The following is an 18,005-nucleotide window of genomic DNA, read 5'->3' as shown; positions in this document are numbered from 1 at the left end:
TCTCAACATGCGGCCGCCGTGCGCACCGTTCCCGTCAGCCATTCGACACACAGCCGGACCTGCCGTCCGCCAAGCTCCAGGCTCAGATCGCCACCGGTCGACGAGCCGTCCGGAAAGAAGCGGAAGCCGCCTTCTGCGGCGCCCGAGCGCGTGGCGGCCGCATAGGTCAGCTTCGCCTGGATGCCCGGCGCGAACGATCGCGGCTTCACCACATCCGAGCCGAAGGTGCGGCGGTCGACATCGACGTTCAAGGTCATCATTCGGTTCTGCACGATCGCGGCGGCACGCGTGGCGCGCAGTGCTGAGGCAATCTCGCTGGTCGCCGCATCGAGGCTCACAGTGCCGGCACCGCGCGACAGCAGCGGCATCGCCGCAGTCGCTGCGAGCGCCAGGATCACCAGCACGGCGAGCATCTCGACCAGCGTGAAGCCCGCGCTCGTCTCCTCCGGCCAATGTGTCGTCAGCGCGCTCATCGCCCAGCCAGATCGTTGATGCTGAGCACTGCATTCATCACCGGCATGATCAGCGCGCCGATGATGACGGCGATGCCGACGGTCATGGCCGGCGTCAGCGCCGCCATGAAGCGGTCGACATTGGTCTGCAACTGCTTCTCCAGCATCTCGGCCACCCGCAGCAGCATGCGGTCGAGCTTGCCGGCCTCCTCGCCCACCGCGATCATCTGCAGCGCCACAGCCGGCAGCACGACAAAGTTGCGCAATGCCCGGTGCAGCGCCGTGCCCTGCTGGACGGCCTCGATCGCCTGGTCCATGCCGGCCCGCAGATGGCGGTTGCCGACAACCTCGCTTGCCGATCTCGCTGCCGCGATCAGCGGCACGCCGGCCATCAGCATGGTGCCCAGCGTGCGGGCGAAGCGCGCGGTGTCCTGTTGCAACAGGAATCCTCCGAGCAGCGGCAGCCGCAGAGCGAGCCGATCGAGCCGCTGGCGGCGACCGGCATCGGCCATGGCAAATGCAAGGGCAGCACCGAGCAACGCGACCACAGCGAGGCTTGCGATCACGATCTCGAGCCAGTGCGCCTTCAACGCCAGCATGATCTGGATCGTCAGCGGCACGGGCTTGCCGCTCTGGATGAAGATCGGTGCCATCGACGGGATCACGCCGCCGACGATGATCGCGAGCGTGGCGAGGCTGAGCACGATCAGCATCGACGGATAGATCAGCGCCGACTGGACACGCGCCCGGATCTCCGCCCGCCGCTCCAAGAGCTCGGCGAGTTCGACCAGCACCTGGGCAGGCCGCCCACCGGTCTCGCCGGCGCGCACAACAGCGACATAATCGGCGGGAAAGACGCGCGGCTGGCCCTGCATCGCGTCCGATAGCGGCCGGCCATTGAGCACGTCAGCGAGCAGCGCCTCCACCAGCGTCCGCAGCCGCGGCGCGGAGGCCTGCGCCTGCACTATACGCAACGCGTCGTCCATCGGGATGTCGGCAACGCAGAGAGTGGAGAACTCGCGCGTGAACGCGAGCAGATCGCCGCGGTCGGACCCGCCACCGAGCGTGATCTCGCGGTTCCACCATTTGGTGCCGTCGCTGTCCGCAGCGCGCATCTGGAACGGCGACAGTCCCTGCGCCCATAGCGCCGCATTCGCAGCCGCCGCCGACGCGGCCTCGATCGTCCCCTCCGCGAAGGAGCCGTCGGTGCCATAGGCGCGGTAGAGGAAGCGCGGCATCAGTCGAGGATCCTGCGTCCGGTGTCCTCGGCGCGGCGCCGCGCTGGCGCGCGGCGGTGCGGTCCCTCGATCGCCATGAATCGGCGATATTCGTCGGTGACATAGCGCGCCTCGTCGAGGCTGCGCATCACATGTGGCCGGATCAGGATGATCAGCTCGGTCTTGCCGATGACGTTGTCGCGGCTGCCGGCGAAATTGCCGACGAATGGAATATCGCCGATGATCGGCAACTGGCTACGCCCTGCGGTGCGGCTATCCTGGATCAGCCCGCCAAGCACCAGCGCGTCGCTGTCGTTCACGACCACCGAGGTCCGGATCTTGCGTTGCCGGATGGTCGGCGAATCGATGTTCGACGTCGTGGTCGGCGCCACGCTCGACACCTCCTGCTCGATATCGAGCAGCACGCGCCCGCTCTCGTTGATGCGCGGGATGATCGACAGGATCACGCCCGTATCCTTGTAGCTCACGGAATTGACGATCGGCGCGCCTGGGGTCAGCGTGCCCGTCGCCGATTGCGTCGTGATCGGCACCTGGTCCCCGATCTGCAGCACGGCTGGCTTGTTGTCCATCACGGTCAACGACGGCGAGGAGACGATGTTGACGTTGGTGATCTGGTTCAGCGTGTCGATGGTCGCAACGATGTTCGCCGCGGTCAGCGCATAGGAGAAGCCGGGAAACACCGAGCTGACGACGCCGGAGGCCGCTTCCGTCAGGGTGAATTTCGAGCTGTGCTTCTGCATATACCATTGCACGCCAAAGCGCAGCTCGTCGTTCAGGGTGACCTCGGCGATGGTCGCCTCGATCAACACCTGGTTCGGCATCTGATCGAGGCGCTCGATCACCTGCAGCACACGCTTGTAGTCGGCGGAGGCAGCCTCGATCAGGATCGCATTCTTGGCCTCGTCGGCAACGATGCGCAGCCGCGGCCCGTCCGCATCGCCGTCGCGGCTGGTGGGCGCCGATGTCGCCGTAGCGGGCGTGACGCTCGGTGGAGCGGCCGTCGGCGCGGAATTGCGCATGCCGCCGAAGCCGCCGCCCGACGCTCCAAGCCCACCGGTGAAGGACGGCGACGACGACCCCGAAAACCCGCCGCCGGACTGCGACGGCTGCGACTGAACGCTGGCCTCTTGATAGTTCGGCGCGACGGTGCGCCGCCCGGCGGTCGCGGCCTGCGTGTCCGTCGTGAACATCGACTGCAGCACGTCGACCAGCTCCTGCGCGCGGCGGTTCTGCACGGCGTAGGTGAAGAGCTGCTTCTCGGACCCTTGCGCCTGCGCGTCGAGCTTGCGGATCCAGGTCTCGGCGCGGCGCAGATACGCAACCTGCGGCGAGATCACGAGGATCGAGCGCAGCCGCTTGTTGGGTACGAACTGCACCATGCCGGCCATCGGCCCGTCGCGGTCAGAGGCGAAAACGCTTTTGAGCTCGGTGGCGATCGCGTCGGGCGCCGAGGTCTTGACCGGGATCAGAGCGAACGACATGCCCTTCATGGTGTCGACGTCAAACAGCGCGATCGCCTCCATCATCGCCGCGATCTCCTGGCGATTGCCGGACAACGTGATCAGGCTGCGCGCATCATCGACCCGCACCACCCCGCCGCGCGGCGCAATCGGCTCGACCACGCGCCGGATCTCGGACGCCGAGACATATTTCAGCTGCACCACCTGCAGCTCGTTGCCGACCATCTCGCCGCCATCAGCAACGTCATCCGTGCGATACGCTGATGACGTCACGGCCTGGTCCGCCGCCACGATACGATAGATGCCACGGTTATTGACGACAGCCGCGTTGTTAGCCCGCAACGCCGCCTGGAACAGGTCAATGACCGCGGCCCGCGCCACCGGCTTCGGCGTCTGGATCGTGATCCGCCCCTCGATTCCCGGGTCGACGGTGTATTTGACCCCGAGAATGTCCCCCAGCACCGTCTTCGCCGCCTGCGGCGCCGGCACGCCGAGGAGATTGATCGTGACGCCGTCGACCACATCCTCCGTGCCGCGCGACACCGCCCCCGTCCGCGGCTCGCCGACGAAGCGCCCGGTGCCCTCGACCATCGTCGCCGGCCCGCCCCTATTGTCGTCGAGCAGCGGTGACCCCGACAGCTTGCCCGGACGCGCACTCCCTGCGGGCGACCGCATCGCCGCCTGCGCCTGCACTGCCGCTCCGGAATCCGCGGCACTCGTACTCCAGGCGAACGACGACGTGCCCTCCTCCATGGTCTGGCACGCCGACAGCGTCAGCGCCACGGGCAGCGCCATCCAACGACCTTTGCGAACTCCGCCGCGCACGCAATCACCCCGACTTCGAACAGCTACACTACCCAGCAACTAACAAGCACAGTCTAAGGGGTTTCGGTCACCAGAGATATTGTTTGCGGGATGCGTCAATGAGTCATGCACATGCATTAATGCAACATTTGCAGGGACCGCAACCGATCACAATTCAGAGCTGCATTGACTCGGCCAAGTTCCACTCGTCACTGCAGCGCCACACCGGCGGAAAGAAGCGTTGCGAAATAATGCACGCCCTCATCTTCAAAGAAGCAGCGGAGAGCCTGCAATTCTTCCGGCACGTACATTTCCTGCATGGGACCGCATCGCCGCCCGCGCCTGCGCCACCCCATCGGACTCCACCGCGCTCGCGCCCCCCCCCCGCGAACACTTCCTCCATTGTCTGACAAGCCGACAGCACCAGCGCCACGGGGAAGACCACCCACCGGCCGATACCAGCCACCACGCACTACAGTTCACCCCATCGCGAAGCGCCAAGTATGCTCGCCAACAAACAAGCAGATTCTAGAAGGTTTTGAAAGCGAGAGATATTGTTCGCACGACACGCCAGCTAATCATGTACATACTTTAGTACACGGAGTGCGCCGAACGACACACTGCACAACCAAAGCCGCATCGCATAAATCAGGATCGCCGAACACCTAGGACGCTCCAAACTTTCATGCAGCCATTCAACCCACTACGTGAATCTCAGTACAGTTTATGTTCAATCCAGCGAATCTCAATCTCTACCGCGCCAATTCTCTAATCAGGCAAGAGCCTTTCGACACAACCTCTCGTCATCAATAACTCAACCGCCCGTTCAATTTCCACTCGTGTCAAAGAGGAAATTACCACCAGATTCGGCTCCAGAAATATTTCACCCCTGCTTAGCTCGTCCTGAATTTCCTGAGCCAGACGCGCAGGGTCAAAGAAGCTCAAGCTATAGCTTCTTCCATCGACTACAAGTTTCGCCTGCGAGAAGTGTCCCTTTACTGTCACCTCCCATTCATAATCTGCAAAATCAGGCGGAAACATGAGGGCGAACTCTTGCATGGTCCTCTCCATCACTTGATGCAGACAATGCTGCTACACGCTTGAATGTACTGTTCAGGTGTCAACTTTGCACCCACTTGAGGCACGATCTCGAAATGATTCGGATCCCGGCCGCGCTGAATTATACGCAGAGAGTCTGGTATCGAGCTTTGGTCGACCTCGTACGGAATAAATCCTTTGGATCGAAGGCTTTCAGCATTGTTGAACACAGATAGCCCGTAACCCTCCTTCACAAGGCCCGTCTGACGATCGACTTGGAAATCCTGTGGTCTTGGAACAAAGGACGGTGCCTCACCCACTCTGGCTCCCCGGTAGAACCGCCCGCCGCGAATTGAGCCAGCGCCTACTCTTGTGGCAGCCATTGCCCCCAATATGCCGACCATGGCTTCACCTGGCAGATCACCAATTGACGCCTGCGTGCCTTCTTCGCATCCGACCCCGCACAATTCCAATAGTCCGGCGATCCCCCTTCGCAACCCATTGGAGCCAGTAAAATAGTTTATTCCTCCACATTCCTCGAGACAGCGACTCATGAAGTCTCCGACCGCGCTGAATGGATCCGGCCCTTTACCGCTTCGCGGACCGCCGTTGTTTCCTACCTGTATGACTTGCGCCTTTTGCGCTTGTTGCAGATTATTGCCAATCGCAAAGCCCTCGAATTTTTGCTTAAGCTGCTGATTGTAAGCGTCCATGTCCGCTAACACCTGTGCCTGACGGGCAGCGTTTACGGCATTGTCGGCAGCCACCTGGGCTTGAAACGGGGAAACATCAACCGAAGGAAAGATAGTAGGAGACGGCAACGGTGTGTAGCCGAAGCTCCAACTCGAGCCGCTCGCAGAACTGGAATAACCACCAGAGCTCGTCGAAGAAGAGAGTCCATACAGGGGCATAATTGAATAGCCGTTCCATGCGGGCAGCCCAGATTCGTCGATGTCAGAAACACCGAGATAGTCGTAATCTCCGAACCCTGAGGGATCCACCGATCGGACTGGTCGATTGCGCGCATATGAATACCTATTCCATCCTTGCGAGCTGGTTGCATATGGCACAGTCGGATCTGCACTTGTCATACGAGCAAGGATGGGATCGTAAACACGGCCATTCAGATGCACGAGACCGGCGACCGACAGCTGCTCCTCTCCCGTGAACCCGCGGGTCGTCTGGCTGGTGATGCTGCCGGCAGGATCGTCTGCCCCGTTGGCAAGACGCCGCTTGCCCCAGGCGTCGTAGGATAGCCGCTCCTGCACCACGCCGTTCTCATTCGTGATCACCGCGACGGAGCCGAGGTGGTCCTTGTGGAGATATCGCGTCGACGGCGTGGCCATGCTTGCTTGAGTCACCCGAATGCCGACCGATGTACCTCCGACCGACAGATAGTCGGTCCATTTCTGGGTCAGCGTTCCAGGATTGCTGACTTCCGCCGTCACCCCAAACGCTGCGATGTACAGCGTCGTCGCCTCCGGCGTCACCTGCTTGAAGCGCTGATGATCGGTATCGTCCAAGAACGAGATCGTCCGCGTCCCCTGCGTGATGCTCGACGGCTTGTTGTAGGAGGTGTAGACGAGGCTGCGGCCGAGACCAGAGGTCTGGTTGCCGTTAGCGTCATAGGTGAAGGTCGTGCTGATCGATGCGCCGGAGACGCTCATCACCGCATGCGGCTTGGTGGAGCCGGCCGCGGGATAGCTGTAGGTCCCGACGTCGGACTTGGTCAGCAGATTGCCGATGGGGTCGTAGGTGAAGGTCTTCGACAGCGGCGTCGGTGTCAGGTTGACCGTGGATGACGTCAACCGACTCAGTGCGTCATAGGTGAAGGTCTCATTCAGATTGGTGTTGGCGTCCGAGCGCGAGAGCGGATTGCCGCGGCGGTCATAGGTGTAGCTGAAGTTCTGCACCGCGCCGCCGCCGGTCGCAATGCCCACCAACCGTCCGGTCAGGGCATCGAAGCTGCGCGTGGTGGTCAGGCCATTGCCCGCAGTGTCCTGCGTGATCCGCAGCTCAGCATCCAGCGTGTTCACGGTCCAGTAGGACTGGCCAGTCGTATTGTCGAGCAACTGGTTGGTATCGCCCAGGGCGGTATGGCCATAGCGCGCGGTGAAGCCGGAGGGGTAGCTGACCGTGCTCAGGAGCCCGTTGGCGTCATAGCTTGCCCCCATCGTATAGATCGCACCGTCGATCGTGGTCGCGACCTGCACCGGGCGTCCGAGCGCGTCGTAGCTCACCGTCCGGGAGTATCCGTTGCCGGGACCCGCCGTGATGACGGTCGAGGCCAGCTTGCCAACGCCGTGCGCGGCAGTGTCATAGATCCAGATCGAGGTCATGTCCGGCTCGACCGACTGCACCATGCGGTCGAGGTTGTCGTAGCTTTGGGTGACCGTCTGACCCTTGGCGTCGGTCTGGCTGACCAGGAGCCCGAGCGTGTTGTAGGCGTAGCTCCAGGTACCGAGGTCGGGATCCGAGCTCGCGACCTTGTTGCCCCTGACGTCGTAGCTCGCGGTCACGACGTTACCGACCGGGTCGGTGGTGCGCACCAGATTGCCGGCCGCGTCATAGCCAAACGTCATGGTCTGGTTGAGCGCATCGGTCACCGACACGACTTTGCCCTGGCTGTCCCGCGTGACCGATCGGGTCTGGCCAAGCGCATTGGTCTTGGTGACGCTCAGACCATGATAGGCGACCTGCGACACGCTGCCGTCGGGCTTGGTCTTGCTCAGCGCCCTGCCCAGCACATCATAGGTGAACGCAGTATAGACTGGCGTGCCGCCGTTGACGAAATACGGCCGGCTGGTCTGCGCGACCCGCCCCAACGCATCGTAGCTGGTCGTCGCCCGGATTGTGCTGCCGTCGAAGCCCTGGCTGTCCCGCGCGATTTCCCGATCGAGCACGTCGTAATGGACGATGACGAACGGACCGTCGACCGTGGTCCCGTCCGCCGCATAGGGCGTTTCCTGAACCTGATAGATCGCTCCCGTCGGGCAGGTCGCTGTTCCGCCGTTGACCCCGCTGCAAAACTGGTACGCCCATTTGGTCTGGGTTCCGTCGGGGCGAATCTCCAGGATCTTGCGGCCGAAGCCGTCATAGCTCCAGCTCGTCGTCAGCCCGTTCGGTCCGGTCTGGCTGGTTGGTGAACCAGATCGCGCGTCATACTGCACGCTCTCGCTTTGCCCCAGCGCGTTGCTGTTCGAGGTGGCGAACTGGCCGCGCGTATCGTAACTGCTCACGCTGCCGCGGGTGACGATGTCAGCCCCACTCACTGTCGTGGTCAGCACATTGCCGAAATTGTCATAGCTGTAATCGGTCTGCAGGCGGAACGCCGGCGTGTCGGGCTCGACCACCTGCTGGGTCACCAGCCCGGTGTCGGCGTCATACGCAAACGACGACGTCTGCGTGACCGTACTAGCGGCCCAGCCCGGGCCGCTCGCGACCAATCCGACGAGCGTCGCCGCGATATATCCACCTTTGATTACATTTCGCATGGCGCCAAGCCCCCAAGTCGCCGAACCAGCCAAAAATAAACGTCATCGCCCCAACACAGGACACAACTCACCCGCTGCCGCGCGCGCAGGCACGCGGCAGTCGTCTCCCCCCGTCAATTCAGGGCGTTGCGCTCGTCACCACCGACCTGGTCAACCGGCCTAGGTACCAGAGCGTCGGATCGTTGCTGTAGGTGTTCACCGTCGTCTTACTGAATCCATCCGACGTCGACACCGCCACTTGGGTCGGATTGCCGTACGTATCGTACTGGTTCGACGTCGTCACCGTCGGCAATGCAGAACCATCCAGATCCGAACCGCTCGAGACCACTTGCGAGAGCTGGACGCTATACGGTGGCGCCGATGTTGCAACATAGGTGAAGCTCTTCTGTCCAATCGTCTGCGAGCCAAGCGAACTGGTCACGGCTGACGTTGCGCCAGTGTACGGAAAGTCCTGCCGATACGTCGTCGCGCTTCTGATCCCGGTCTGCTCGTCCCGCACCGTCATCTGCCGGAAACCGAGCATGCCACGACCGGTCAGATCAACCTTGGCACCAGCATAAGTGTAAGTCGTCCGGGAGACCCCGCCGATGCCATTCGAGCTGTCAACGCGTGAGGCAACATACATCGGACCCTGGATATCGACCCGCGGGTAGGACGCGTTGCTATCCTTCGAGTAGACACTCGAGTTCGTTAGCGGCTGATACGTAATAGCAATGTTGGCACCAGTACCGGTCGAGATCGAGGTCATCAAGTCGCCGATCGGCCCATTGCTGGCGAAGGCGTATTGATAGGGATATCCGTTCCCATCGATCAGGATGAACTCTGATCGTCCATCACCGTTGAAATCACCTCGGATCGGAATGTACCCGTGGGGGTTCGAGAATTTCAGGCCGTTCGGCAGGGTCTGCGTCTGGCCGGTAAACGTGCCGTCGCCATTGTTCAAGAAGACGTACTGGTACGGATAGCCGTTGGTATCGACTAGCAGGTAGTCAGTCTTACCATCTCTATTGAAGTCACCGACGATCGGCACCTCGCCTGGATTTTGCGCCAAGTTCCAGGACCATCCATTTGGCAGCGTCTGCGTTTGCCCGAGAAACGTCCCATCCCCCTTGCCGATGAAGACGTACTGATTGGGATAGCCACCGCCGTCGATCAGAATGTAGTCTGTCACGCCATCACCATTAAAGTCACCTGTGATGGGAATAAGTTTGTAACCTGATCCTGACGTGGTGTTGAAATTCCATCCGTTAGGTAGGGTCTGGGTTTGACCTGCAAAGGTTCCATCGCCATTGTTCAAGAATACATATTGGTACGGATAGCCGTTGGTATCGATCAACAGATAGTCCGTCTTACCGTCGCCATTGAAATCGCCCGTGACCGGAATGAATTCATGTGGCGTGGGCGGCGACGGCGCACTCCAAGCATGCGCTAGCCCATATCCAGCGTTTGGCGCCGTCGAAACGGAAACCGCTGACGCGAAGTTCCAACCATTGGGCAGCGTTTGAGTTTGTCCAGTGAACGTTCCGTCGCCATTGCTGATGAAAACATACTGATAAGGATAGCCACTGCCATCGATCAGAAGGTAGTCAGCCCGCCCATCTCCATTGAAGTCTCCAGTGATTGGGATCAGCTGGTACGATCCTGCCCCATTATTGAAGCTCCAACCGTTGGGAAGCGTCTGAGTGTACCCCGTGAATGTACCGTCACCATTACTCATAAACACATATTGATTCGGATAGCCATGGACATCGATGAGGACGAAATCAGTCCTTCCATCACCATTAAAGTCACCGGTCACCTGAAGAACATCATTGGGCGACCTGATATTCCACCCGTTCGGCAACGTCTGAGTCTGCCCGGTGAATGTTCCATCGCCGTTGCTCATAAAAACGTACTGATTTGGATAGCCGTTCGCATCCACCAGCAAATAGTCCGTCTTGCCGTCGCCATTGAAGTCGCCGACGACCGGAATCTCACCCGGATAATGCGCAAGGTTGAAATTCCATCCATTCGGAAGAGTCTGAGTAGACTCCGAAAAAGAACCATTGCTCGCACCGACTTGCCAACCGAAGCTCGATGGGGGCAAACAAATCCCATCTCCGGCACATAGCTTCAAAGACACAAGCTCGCTACGTCCACTCGACCCACTCTGCTGGTACGACATCTGATAGTCGGCCACTAGACCGGACCCAGCATATGTCTTGACGTTGGTAAGCCGATAGGGGAGCTGCGACACCGAACCAGCCTGGTAAGACGGCACATAATCGGGACGCGATGCATACACGAACTCTACTGAATTATAGGGCGCCGATCCTGCCGCCGTATTTCCGGTGTAGTCGATACGCTGCGGGTACGCCTGCCCATTCGGCGCGTCGTTCATGTACGCGACAGAGAAATAGTTCGCCTTGCTATCGCTCACCTTATCAAGCAGCCACGCACGTGCAGCCGCCTTACCTGAGGCCAGCACCCGGGAGTCACTCGTACGACCGAACTCCATCGTCTGCCCGGCCTTCGTATGCAACTCGAACCAAGCCGGACCATTACCAGCGGCCCCATGCGAGATGACCTTGGAGTAGGACTCGATCTCGGTACGATATTCCGTCCCGTCCGCCCCGTACACACCATTGATCGCAACGAGCCGCCGTCCATCCAGACAAAAGCGGTCGTTACCGTCAAAGTTAACTCCACCCCCCACACCGTCTTGCGCTACCGTCCTCGGACAACGGCCGATTGCAGAAAGACCACCAAGAGACCAGCCCACACCGAGCAACCCACTCGCTCCTTGGCTGCTATAATTCAACGATAAGGACGGACTCACGCCAGCCGTTCCAGGCGGCAACGCGATCGGAACGGAATACGCCGCAGCCCCGACCTGACCGACCGAGAACTGACCAGGCAGCGACATACTGCCGGCACTACTTAAGGTTGAATTTGAGAAACAAAAAATGATGCCGAAACCCAGGCATGCTGCTCGCCTTAATAAGACCTGCGCGCCCTTGCCTCTACCCACCGCAGCCGAACCACCGAACATGCCTGCCCCCCGCAGCATCTGCACTATTCCATGCTGATGGAACGCTATTCGTTTCGAACGGTCAATTTATACCGAAGCTTTATCCACAACATGGGCGGGAGCGCGAACTACAATTACAACTTCGATCAAGCTACGCCGCGCTCTCTACGGTCGCGAGCAACGAGATGTCCGCATGCAACGCGCCTTGGAATGTTGGAGCGCCGCGTCGCGGAGGAGTGGACCGGCGGATCACCTCGAATGCACCAAAAAGGACCACCCAGCATTCATGTGGTTGTCATGTGCAAGCACGGCCGCGAATGGCGCGGATCGGAACGGCCAGAAAGCTGATGCGGTGGCAACGAAGCGCTCCTTTACAACGAGCGTCACTTCTCTACCAACTGCACCACTACACTAGACTTCGCGGGTGAAGCGCATAAGGGATCAGGACCAGTGATGCGACCTGATTGCGGTTTTGTCTGCACGCGGCAGCCATCACAGGAAGCGAAGCCCGAGAGGAAGCCGAAGAAGGCTGCCGCCGGCCGGGAGATGCTAATGCCGTTATCCGGGAACAATGCCGCCGTCAGGAGGCACCGGCGAAGAAGCCAGCCGCCGGCAACCAGCGCAAGTCGGCTTGAAGCATCCCACGACACTGGACGTACGCTACTACGTAGCGCAAGGGCGCCTTTGGCGAATGGCCGATCCGAGGCTCTGAGAGCTCCGTTGTGACCGGGCAGCTGATGTCGGCCAAGCGCCGTCCTAGCCGCCAAGATGGCCAAGAGTCCGGAAGCCGCGTCGCACGGCGCAATGGCTGGGCCAAAGACAGTGCTGGAGAGCCGGGGCGGTTTGATGGACGGACGGAGCGCCTGATCTTAACTGCCAGATGGCAAGGGGCACCACATATGCTGCATCGTATGCTGTTGCCTTGCGGTCGTGCAGGTAACCTAACGTGTCGCACTACATGAATCTCTATCAGACCTCGCTTGGGTTCTGCGATTTCGCGATCGCAGCGCCGTTTATGAAGGCGGCGCTGGAGGCATGGCGTGCAGGGAGCAATCTCTTTCATCAGGACGTCGCCAAGGAAACCAAAGATCGGGACGTGGTCGCCGCCACCATGGCGAAGCCGAGCGTGGCGCTGAAGCGTGCGGCCGGATCGAGCGGCCGATCCGGTGAGCATGCCGGCCTACAGACTTGAAGGGGGAGCCCAGCGGCACGACGAGAGGACGCCGTCGGGAAGCGAAGCACAGGGCCGCTCCCCGCCCCCCAACGTCGAGGATGCTCAAAAGCTCGCCGCGGAGTTCAACTCGATCAGAAAAAACGCTAGGCCGAGCGGCGGAGGGAAGAGGCCCGGAAGGGAGAAGCGGATCGAAGCCGAGCTTAGACTAGGCGCTGGGCGAGCGCGTAGTAGAAGCTACAGAAAGCGCTCTGGACCTCCGCGAAGGCTTCGTCGAACGACAGGCCGTCGGGGCGGTCCTGACGGGCGATAGCGGAGGTCGCAATATCGAAATCACTCCACCATCTTTCCGACCGCCCGCCGTTCCGGGCGGTTTGTAGGCGGCAGGGGTGCTATCGGCAGAGCTCATGTGTTCCGTGCGCGCCCGTAGAGCTAGCCCGAAGGCACCGCGTCCTCTTTTGGGCCGGTCGCCACGATCTGCAGCGCCCCGTCCGGGAGCGGCCGCTGCAGTGCTTTGGCCTCGTCCAGGGCGCCCGCAGCCAAGCCTCGAATTCCTCGGAAGTGGTCAAGATCACCGGCATCGCCTTCGGGTGCACGGCATCAACCTCGGCGTTCGGCTCACAGGTCAGGAAACCATACACGTCGATCGTGACCTCGCCCTCCTTGGCTTTGCGGACCGATGTCCAGGTTGTCCAGAGGCCGGCGAACGCCAGGAGAGGCCGGCTCTCGTCGGCGGCGAACCAGACGGGCACCTTCTTGCCATCAATCGTGTCGTACTCGGAGAATGAGGTGAACGGGACCAGGCAGCGGTGGTCCGGGCCCAGCCAGCGTTTCCAGTGCGCGCTGCCGACGTTGCGAATGTTGGTCGTCCCGCTGTCCGGTTCGAGGCGCAACAGCTCCTTGAAATCAACGGTCTTGCCCTTGGCTTCAAGCTTCTCGGCCCGCTTCTTGGTCGCATCCATCATGGCCTTTGCCGAGGACGGCATGCCCCACCTCGCCATCGCAAGCTCCAGGCCGGCGGCCGAGTTGCGGACGATCGGCGCGGGATAGTCCGGGAAGATGCCCGGCATGGACGGCAGATTGCCGGTGCGGTCGTTCCCCGGCTGCACTCCGAACAGCCGCCGGATGGCGTCGGCGTTCTTGGTCATCGAGTAGAGATTGCACATCGTCAGGTCTCCGGAGCGGCCTGGCGGGGGCGCTGCGCCAGTTGTACCAGCGTCGCAGGCGGCCGGCGATTAGCCCCCGCACACCGGCTGCACCGGAGCCGGCCAGCCAGGTCGTGGACAAACGTGGTCGGCGGATGGCGCAGCGTGGCCAAGTCGACCTCCCGCCGCGCATTGCAGCTGGAGCACGCGATCTCGAGCCACGAATAGCCGCCGTTGATCGCCTGGTCGATCGCTGGCGACGGGTCGACCGGGCCGCCGTTGGCCCACATCCGCTCGTTCCAGCTTTCGGAGAGAAGCTTATCGGCCTTGCGGATCAGCGCCTCGCCTTCGGCCCGTGCTTCGGCCGCCTGCTCGGCGAGGATGGTCGTCATTGCGCGAGGCCGGCCGAGCTCCTTCTGCAACGCCTTGCGGTCGCCTCCGCTGAGCGGTGTCGGGTGACGTTTGGGCGCCATCCAGCCGGCTCACCCAAACGACGGCCAGCAGCCGTCCTCTTCGTGGCGTCCCGTCCTCTGCGTGCAGGTGTCGTCGAGCAAGCGCTGGCCCACGTCCCGCCAGACCGACTCTGGACCGTAAAGCCGGACGGCATCGGCCTTCTGGATCTCGACGGTTCGGCCGCAGCGCCGGCATCCGATGCGCAGCACGTGATCCGGCACCTGATTGAGTCGAAGCAGTCGTCGGGCCGCGTCGGGTCCCGCTTGGTCACCAGCGGTGCCGGCGGCCTCCAGCAGCGCCTCCCAGTATTCCGGCGGCAGGTCGTCGTTTGGGGCGAGCCCGCGCCCGGGAGGGGCCTTCCTGCCGACGTAGCGGGCAAGCTGGTCCATCTGTCTCCGGGTCGGCATGCGCCAGCTGGCGGGGCGGTCGGTCGTCATGACCATCATGAGAACACAACATGAACACAGAGTCGAGTCTTTGCACCGCTGCCCGGAGGGTCGGTGGGGTCAGGGAGCTTGGCAGCCCGCAATCTGGAACAAGGAAGCCGCCATGCCGCGTCGGTCGGAGACCTCCTTTCAGTGATGGCCCTCTGCCATTCGAGGCCTGCAGCGCTGTGGTGACGTACTCGTCTATGCGGCCCGCCAGAGCCGGCACGCCGGCAGTCAACCCCGATCTGAAGTGCGTCGCTTTTTCAAGAACGCACGATCCGTTGCCATAAACCGCGTCACCATCGCCACGATCAGGTTAGCCAGCTCCTGCTCTGCTTTGCCGGTCTGCGGCACGATCAGCTGCGCATAAGCCAAGAGATCGCGATGCACTGAAGCCGGCAACTCTACCGTCAGCTTCACGGGTTTCTCATTGGGCAGCGCCGTAATCTTCAAGATCGATGACATGGCTATCCTCGATAGGGCTCCAATACGAGATCACGATTGACGATCACCCGCACAGGAAAGCCAGGCCTGACGGTCAAAGTCGGCTGAACGTTCATCTGCTGACGTACGAGCTGCTGCCCCGTCTGACTCATTGCGTTGCCGAACCCTTGGCGCAGCGCCTGAAGGATCGTCGCATTGTTCGTATTCGGATTGGCGCCAGCATTCACCTCGCTGGCCACGGACAGCAATGTCGATAGCAGCGCCGCTCCGGCAAGTTGCCTCCAGTGATTGTCCACCTCGTCCGATAGTCCCGAATAGCCGCCGGCATCCGCTCCTTGCTGCCGCTCGAGCACTATGGATCGGCCATTCGGCATGATCAGCCTGGTCCAGACCAGGAGCACGCGCGATTGACCGGCGGTCACCTGGCTATCATAGGCTCCGATCAGCCGAGCTCCTTGCGGCACCAAGAGGACCCGTCCCGAAGGTGTATCGAAGATGTTCTCGGTGACTTGCGCCGTGATTTGCCCGGGGAGATCCGAGCGGATTCCTGTGATGAGGGCCCCCGGAATGACGGTCCCGGCCTGCACCACGTAAGGCGATGTGGGCCTCGTCACGCGATCTGGGCTTGTCGTACGGCGGTCGACAGGCTCATTCACGAACGCGAGCTTTCGCTCTTGCCCATTCTGGGCAATCGGATCGTCAGCGCCTGACGAAACAACCGCCCGATCACTGGTCTGAGACGCGGTCGCCGGCGGTTGTGTCTCGCGGACGTTGGTCGTCGCGAACAGCCGGCTGACGCGGGCAGCCTCCGTCTCCTGCTCGCGCCGCTGCTGGTCCTGGTCTGGCATCCCGGTGGATGCCTGTCCCTGCGCGGCCAGGATCGGCCGGCCGAGATCGCCGGGCAGCGGCGGACCAAGAGTTGGAACGTCCTTCGGCACGCTGGCATAATCGCGCGGCAAGGCCGATACGCCGTCCGCAACGTCGTGGTGCTCAGTACTGAAGAGCTCACCCGAGCCTGACTGGCGTGGTTTGCTGGCCTGCAATGCCCAGATGAAGGCGCCGCCAATCAAGAGTAGAGCCATCGCGCTCCCTCCGGCCAGGACCTTGCGCGACAGCCGTGTGATCGGCGGCGGATCACCCTTCAGTCGCATCTCCTGTGCGCGCTGGTCTGCAACTGCAGACATCTTCGGCGCGTCCGAAGCAATATCCTCCGGACCGGTCATTGGGACGCCCCGTCTGTTCTGACGATCCGGACCTGCTGCTGCTGCTCGCCGCCGAGACGCAGCTCAGCGGCGGCAAACAGACGATCGACGATGATCATGTTGCGGAAGGTCCGGTAGTTGACGATTTCCGGAGAGCCGTCTGGGCCGATCACGAACAGCGGCGGCATTTCACCCTGAACGATGCCGCGGGCGAACTCGATATAGACCTTGCGCCCATCGTCATAGGCATTCACCGGCTTCCAGGGCGGATCATCGCCCTCGATGCGATAGCGAAGATGCCGCCGCGCCGGATCGGGCAATTCGGGTTTCAAGGCAGCTTGTTGCGCACGGACGTTGGCATTCTGCGGATAGTACCAGGCAACGGCCGGCATATACGGCTTCTCGCGCGACCGGAGCTCGATCAGATAGGTCCGCCGGTCGGTGTTGACGACGAGATTAGTCTCGATCGCTGGACGAGTCGGCTTGACCAGGATGTGAACGCGGCGAGTCTCGCCCGCTCCGCTCTCGGTATCACCGACGACCCAGCGAACGGTGTCCCCGGCCGAGACCGGACCGGATCCCGTGAGCTGCTCACCCTCCTCGAGCATGATGTCGGTGATCTGCCCGGGTGCGGCATAGACCTGATAAAGCGCGCCCGGACTGTAGGCATAGATTTGCGCCGCGTTGAAATACCCCCGCTTCCGAGGCTCCACACGGGCCGCGCTGTTGGCCATCTCGACACGATCGAGCGGCTCTGCCTCCTCCTTGACCCCCGCTTTGCCGCCGAGCGACACTTTCCACGCCGGCGGCAAATGTAGCGGTCGTGGCTTGTCATCCACGATCGCGGGCGGCGCAGCCAGAGGCGGCACCTCGCTGTCATAGCTGACCTTCGGCGGTGTCGTCGTCACGCATCCACCGAGCGCACCAGCAATCGCGGCCGCGTTGATCCATCTGGCCCCTAACATCCAGTCGATCGGCTTATTCACTGCGACAACTCCTTCGACCAGTTGATGGCATGGACGTAGACGCCGAGCGGGTTCTTACGGAGCCTGTCGGCATTGTCTGGCATGACGAGGACGATGGTGAGGATCGCGCTCCAGCGCTCGGTCGCGCTCAGCGCGCCGTTCTCATAGCGGCGCTCAACCCAGGCGATGCGAAAGCTGTCGGGTGAAGCGCGGATGACGCTGGAGACCTCGACTGAGACCTGCGTCTTACCGAGCCGCGTGAAGGGATCGTTGGAGCGCGCATAGTCATTGAGCGCCGCCGCTCCGCGATCGGTCGTAAAGTCGTAAGCGCGCAGCCAATTCTGGCGCAGCACGATGCCGTCGGCCGGCAGGCCCCTCACATCCTCGATGAAGCGTGCTAGATGGAAGGCGACTTGCGGATCGGTCGGCCTGTAGTCTGCGATGGCAGGCGCCACGCGCTGGACCTCGCCGAGATGGCCGACCTCGACCACCCAAGGTGTCACCGTGCCGCGCGTCGACTGCCAGACGAGCGCGGAAGCAAAGCCGGCCGCAAGTCCAAGACATCCGAATGCCATCAGGCGCCAATTCCTGGCCTGGACGCGCGCCGAACCAATGCGCTCGTCCCAAACCTGAGCCGCCTTCTGATATGGCGTTACGGGTTCGGGCGTACGGCCATAGTGGACGGATGGACGCTTGAACAT

General features: G+C 61.9%; 13 protein-coding genes and 1 pseudogene. 1 reads left to right on the top strand and 13 read right to left on the bottom strand.

Annotation, left to right across the window (positions count from 1 at the left end; genetic code table 11):
- Positions 1 to 2 precede the first annotated feature (2 nt).
- The 6 genes from ACVILH_RS10940 to ACVILH_RS10915 form a co-directional block, all read right to left on the bottom strand.
- Complete coding sequence (locus tag ACVILH_RS10940) at positions 3 to 473, bottom strand: GspH/FimT family pseudopilin (protein ID WP_456712897.1); 471 nt, start codon at positions 471 to 473, stop codon at positions 3 to 5.
- Positions 470 to 1,690, bottom strand: coding sequence for a type II secretion system F family protein (locus tag ACVILH_RS10935; RefSeq protein ID WP_456712896.1), 1,221 nt, complete (start codon positions 1,688 to 1,690; stop codon positions 470 to 472). Before ACVILH_RS10935 ends, ACVILH_RS10940 begins: the two co-directional genes overlap by 4 nt.
- Complete coding sequence (gene gspD, locus ACVILH_RS10930; RefSeq protein WP_456712895.1) at positions 1,690 to 3,945, bottom strand: type II secretion system secretin GspD; 2,256 nt, start codon at positions 3,943 to 3,945, stop codon at positions 1,690 to 1,692. Before gspD ends, ACVILH_RS10935 begins: the two co-directional genes overlap by 1 nt.
- A 777-nt stretch (positions 3,946 to 4,722) precedes the next feature.
- Entirely contained in the window at positions 4,723 to 5,013 is a 291-nt protein-coding gene (locus tag ACVILH_RS10925; RefSeq protein ID WP_456712894.1) for a hypothetical protein, read from the bottom strand.
- A gap of 11 nt (positions 5,014 to 5,024) precedes the next feature.
- Complete coding sequence (locus ACVILH_RS10920; RefSeq protein ID WP_456712893.1) at positions 5,025 to 8,486, bottom strand: RHS repeat domain-containing protein; 3,462 nt, start codon at positions 8,484 to 8,486, stop codon at positions 5,025 to 5,027.
- A 118-nt stretch (positions 8,487 to 8,604) separates the two neighbouring features.
- Positions 8,605 to 11,517, bottom strand: coding sequence for an FG-GAP-like repeat-containing protein (locus ACVILH_RS10915; RefSeq protein ID WP_456712892.1), 2,913 nt, complete (start codon positions 11,515 to 11,517; stop codon positions 8,605 to 8,607).
- A 937-nt stretch (positions 11,518 to 12,454) separates the two neighbouring features.
- Here ACVILH_RS10915 and ACVILH_RS10910 point away from each other — a divergent pair.
- Positions 12,455 to 12,688 (top strand): hypothetical protein, encoded by a 234-nt coding sequence (locus ACVILH_RS10910; protein WP_456712891.1) that lies wholly within the window; start codon positions 12,455 to 12,457, stop codon positions 12,686 to 12,688.
- 411 nt (positions 12,689 to 13,099) lie between these two features.
- Here ACVILH_RS10910 and ACVILH_RS10905 read toward each other — a convergent pair.
- The 7 genes and pseudogenes from ACVILH_RS10905 to trbF all read right to left on the bottom strand — a co-directional run bounded on the left by ACVILH_RS10905 (position 13,100) and on the right by trbF (position 18,005).
- A pseudogene (locus ACVILH_RS10905) lies at positions 13,100 to 13,833 on the bottom strand (SOS response-associated peptidase).
- 2 nt (positions 13,834 to 13,835) lie between these two features.
- Positions 13,836 to 14,285, bottom strand: a complete 450-nt coding sequence (locus tag ACVILH_RS10900) for a hypothetical protein (RefSeq protein WP_456712890.1) — start codon at positions 14,283 to 14,285, stop codon at positions 13,836 to 13,838.
- 9 nt (positions 14,286 to 14,294) lie between these two features.
- Positions 14,295 to 14,654 (bottom strand): hypothetical protein, encoded by a 360-nt coding sequence (locus ACVILH_RS10895; RefSeq protein WP_456712889.1) that lies wholly within the window; start codon positions 14,652 to 14,654, stop codon positions 14,295 to 14,297.
- A gap of 273 nt (positions 14,655 to 14,927) precedes the next feature.
- Entirely contained in the window at positions 14,928 to 15,158 is a 231-nt protein-coding gene (locus ACVILH_RS10890) for a DUF2274 domain-containing protein (protein WP_456712888.1), read from the bottom strand.
- Between the two features lie 2 nt (positions 15,159 to 15,160).
- Complete coding sequence (locus tag ACVILH_RS10885; protein WP_456712887.1) at positions 15,161 to 16,360, bottom strand: TrbI/VirB10 family protein; 1,200 nt, start codon at positions 16,358 to 16,360, stop codon at positions 15,161 to 15,163.
- Positions 16,357 to 17,304 (bottom strand): P-type conjugative transfer protein TrbG, encoded by a 948-nt coding sequence (trbG, locus tag ACVILH_RS10880; RefSeq protein WP_456716942.1) that lies wholly within the window; start codon positions 17,302 to 17,304, stop codon positions 16,357 to 16,359. Before trbG ends, ACVILH_RS10885 begins: the two co-directional genes overlap by 4 nt.
- A 17-nt stretch (positions 17,305 to 17,321) precedes the next feature.
- Positions 17,322 to 18,005, bottom strand: coding sequence for a conjugal transfer protein TrbF (trbF, locus tag ACVILH_RS10875; protein ID WP_456712886.1), 684 nt, complete (start codon positions 18,003 to 18,005; stop codon positions 17,322 to 17,324).

This window comes from Bradyrhizobium sp. USDA 4353, from assembly GCF_054063215.1.
Note: the sequence above shows the minus strand (reverse complement) of the source record. Positions and strands in the feature narration are given on the sequence as shown.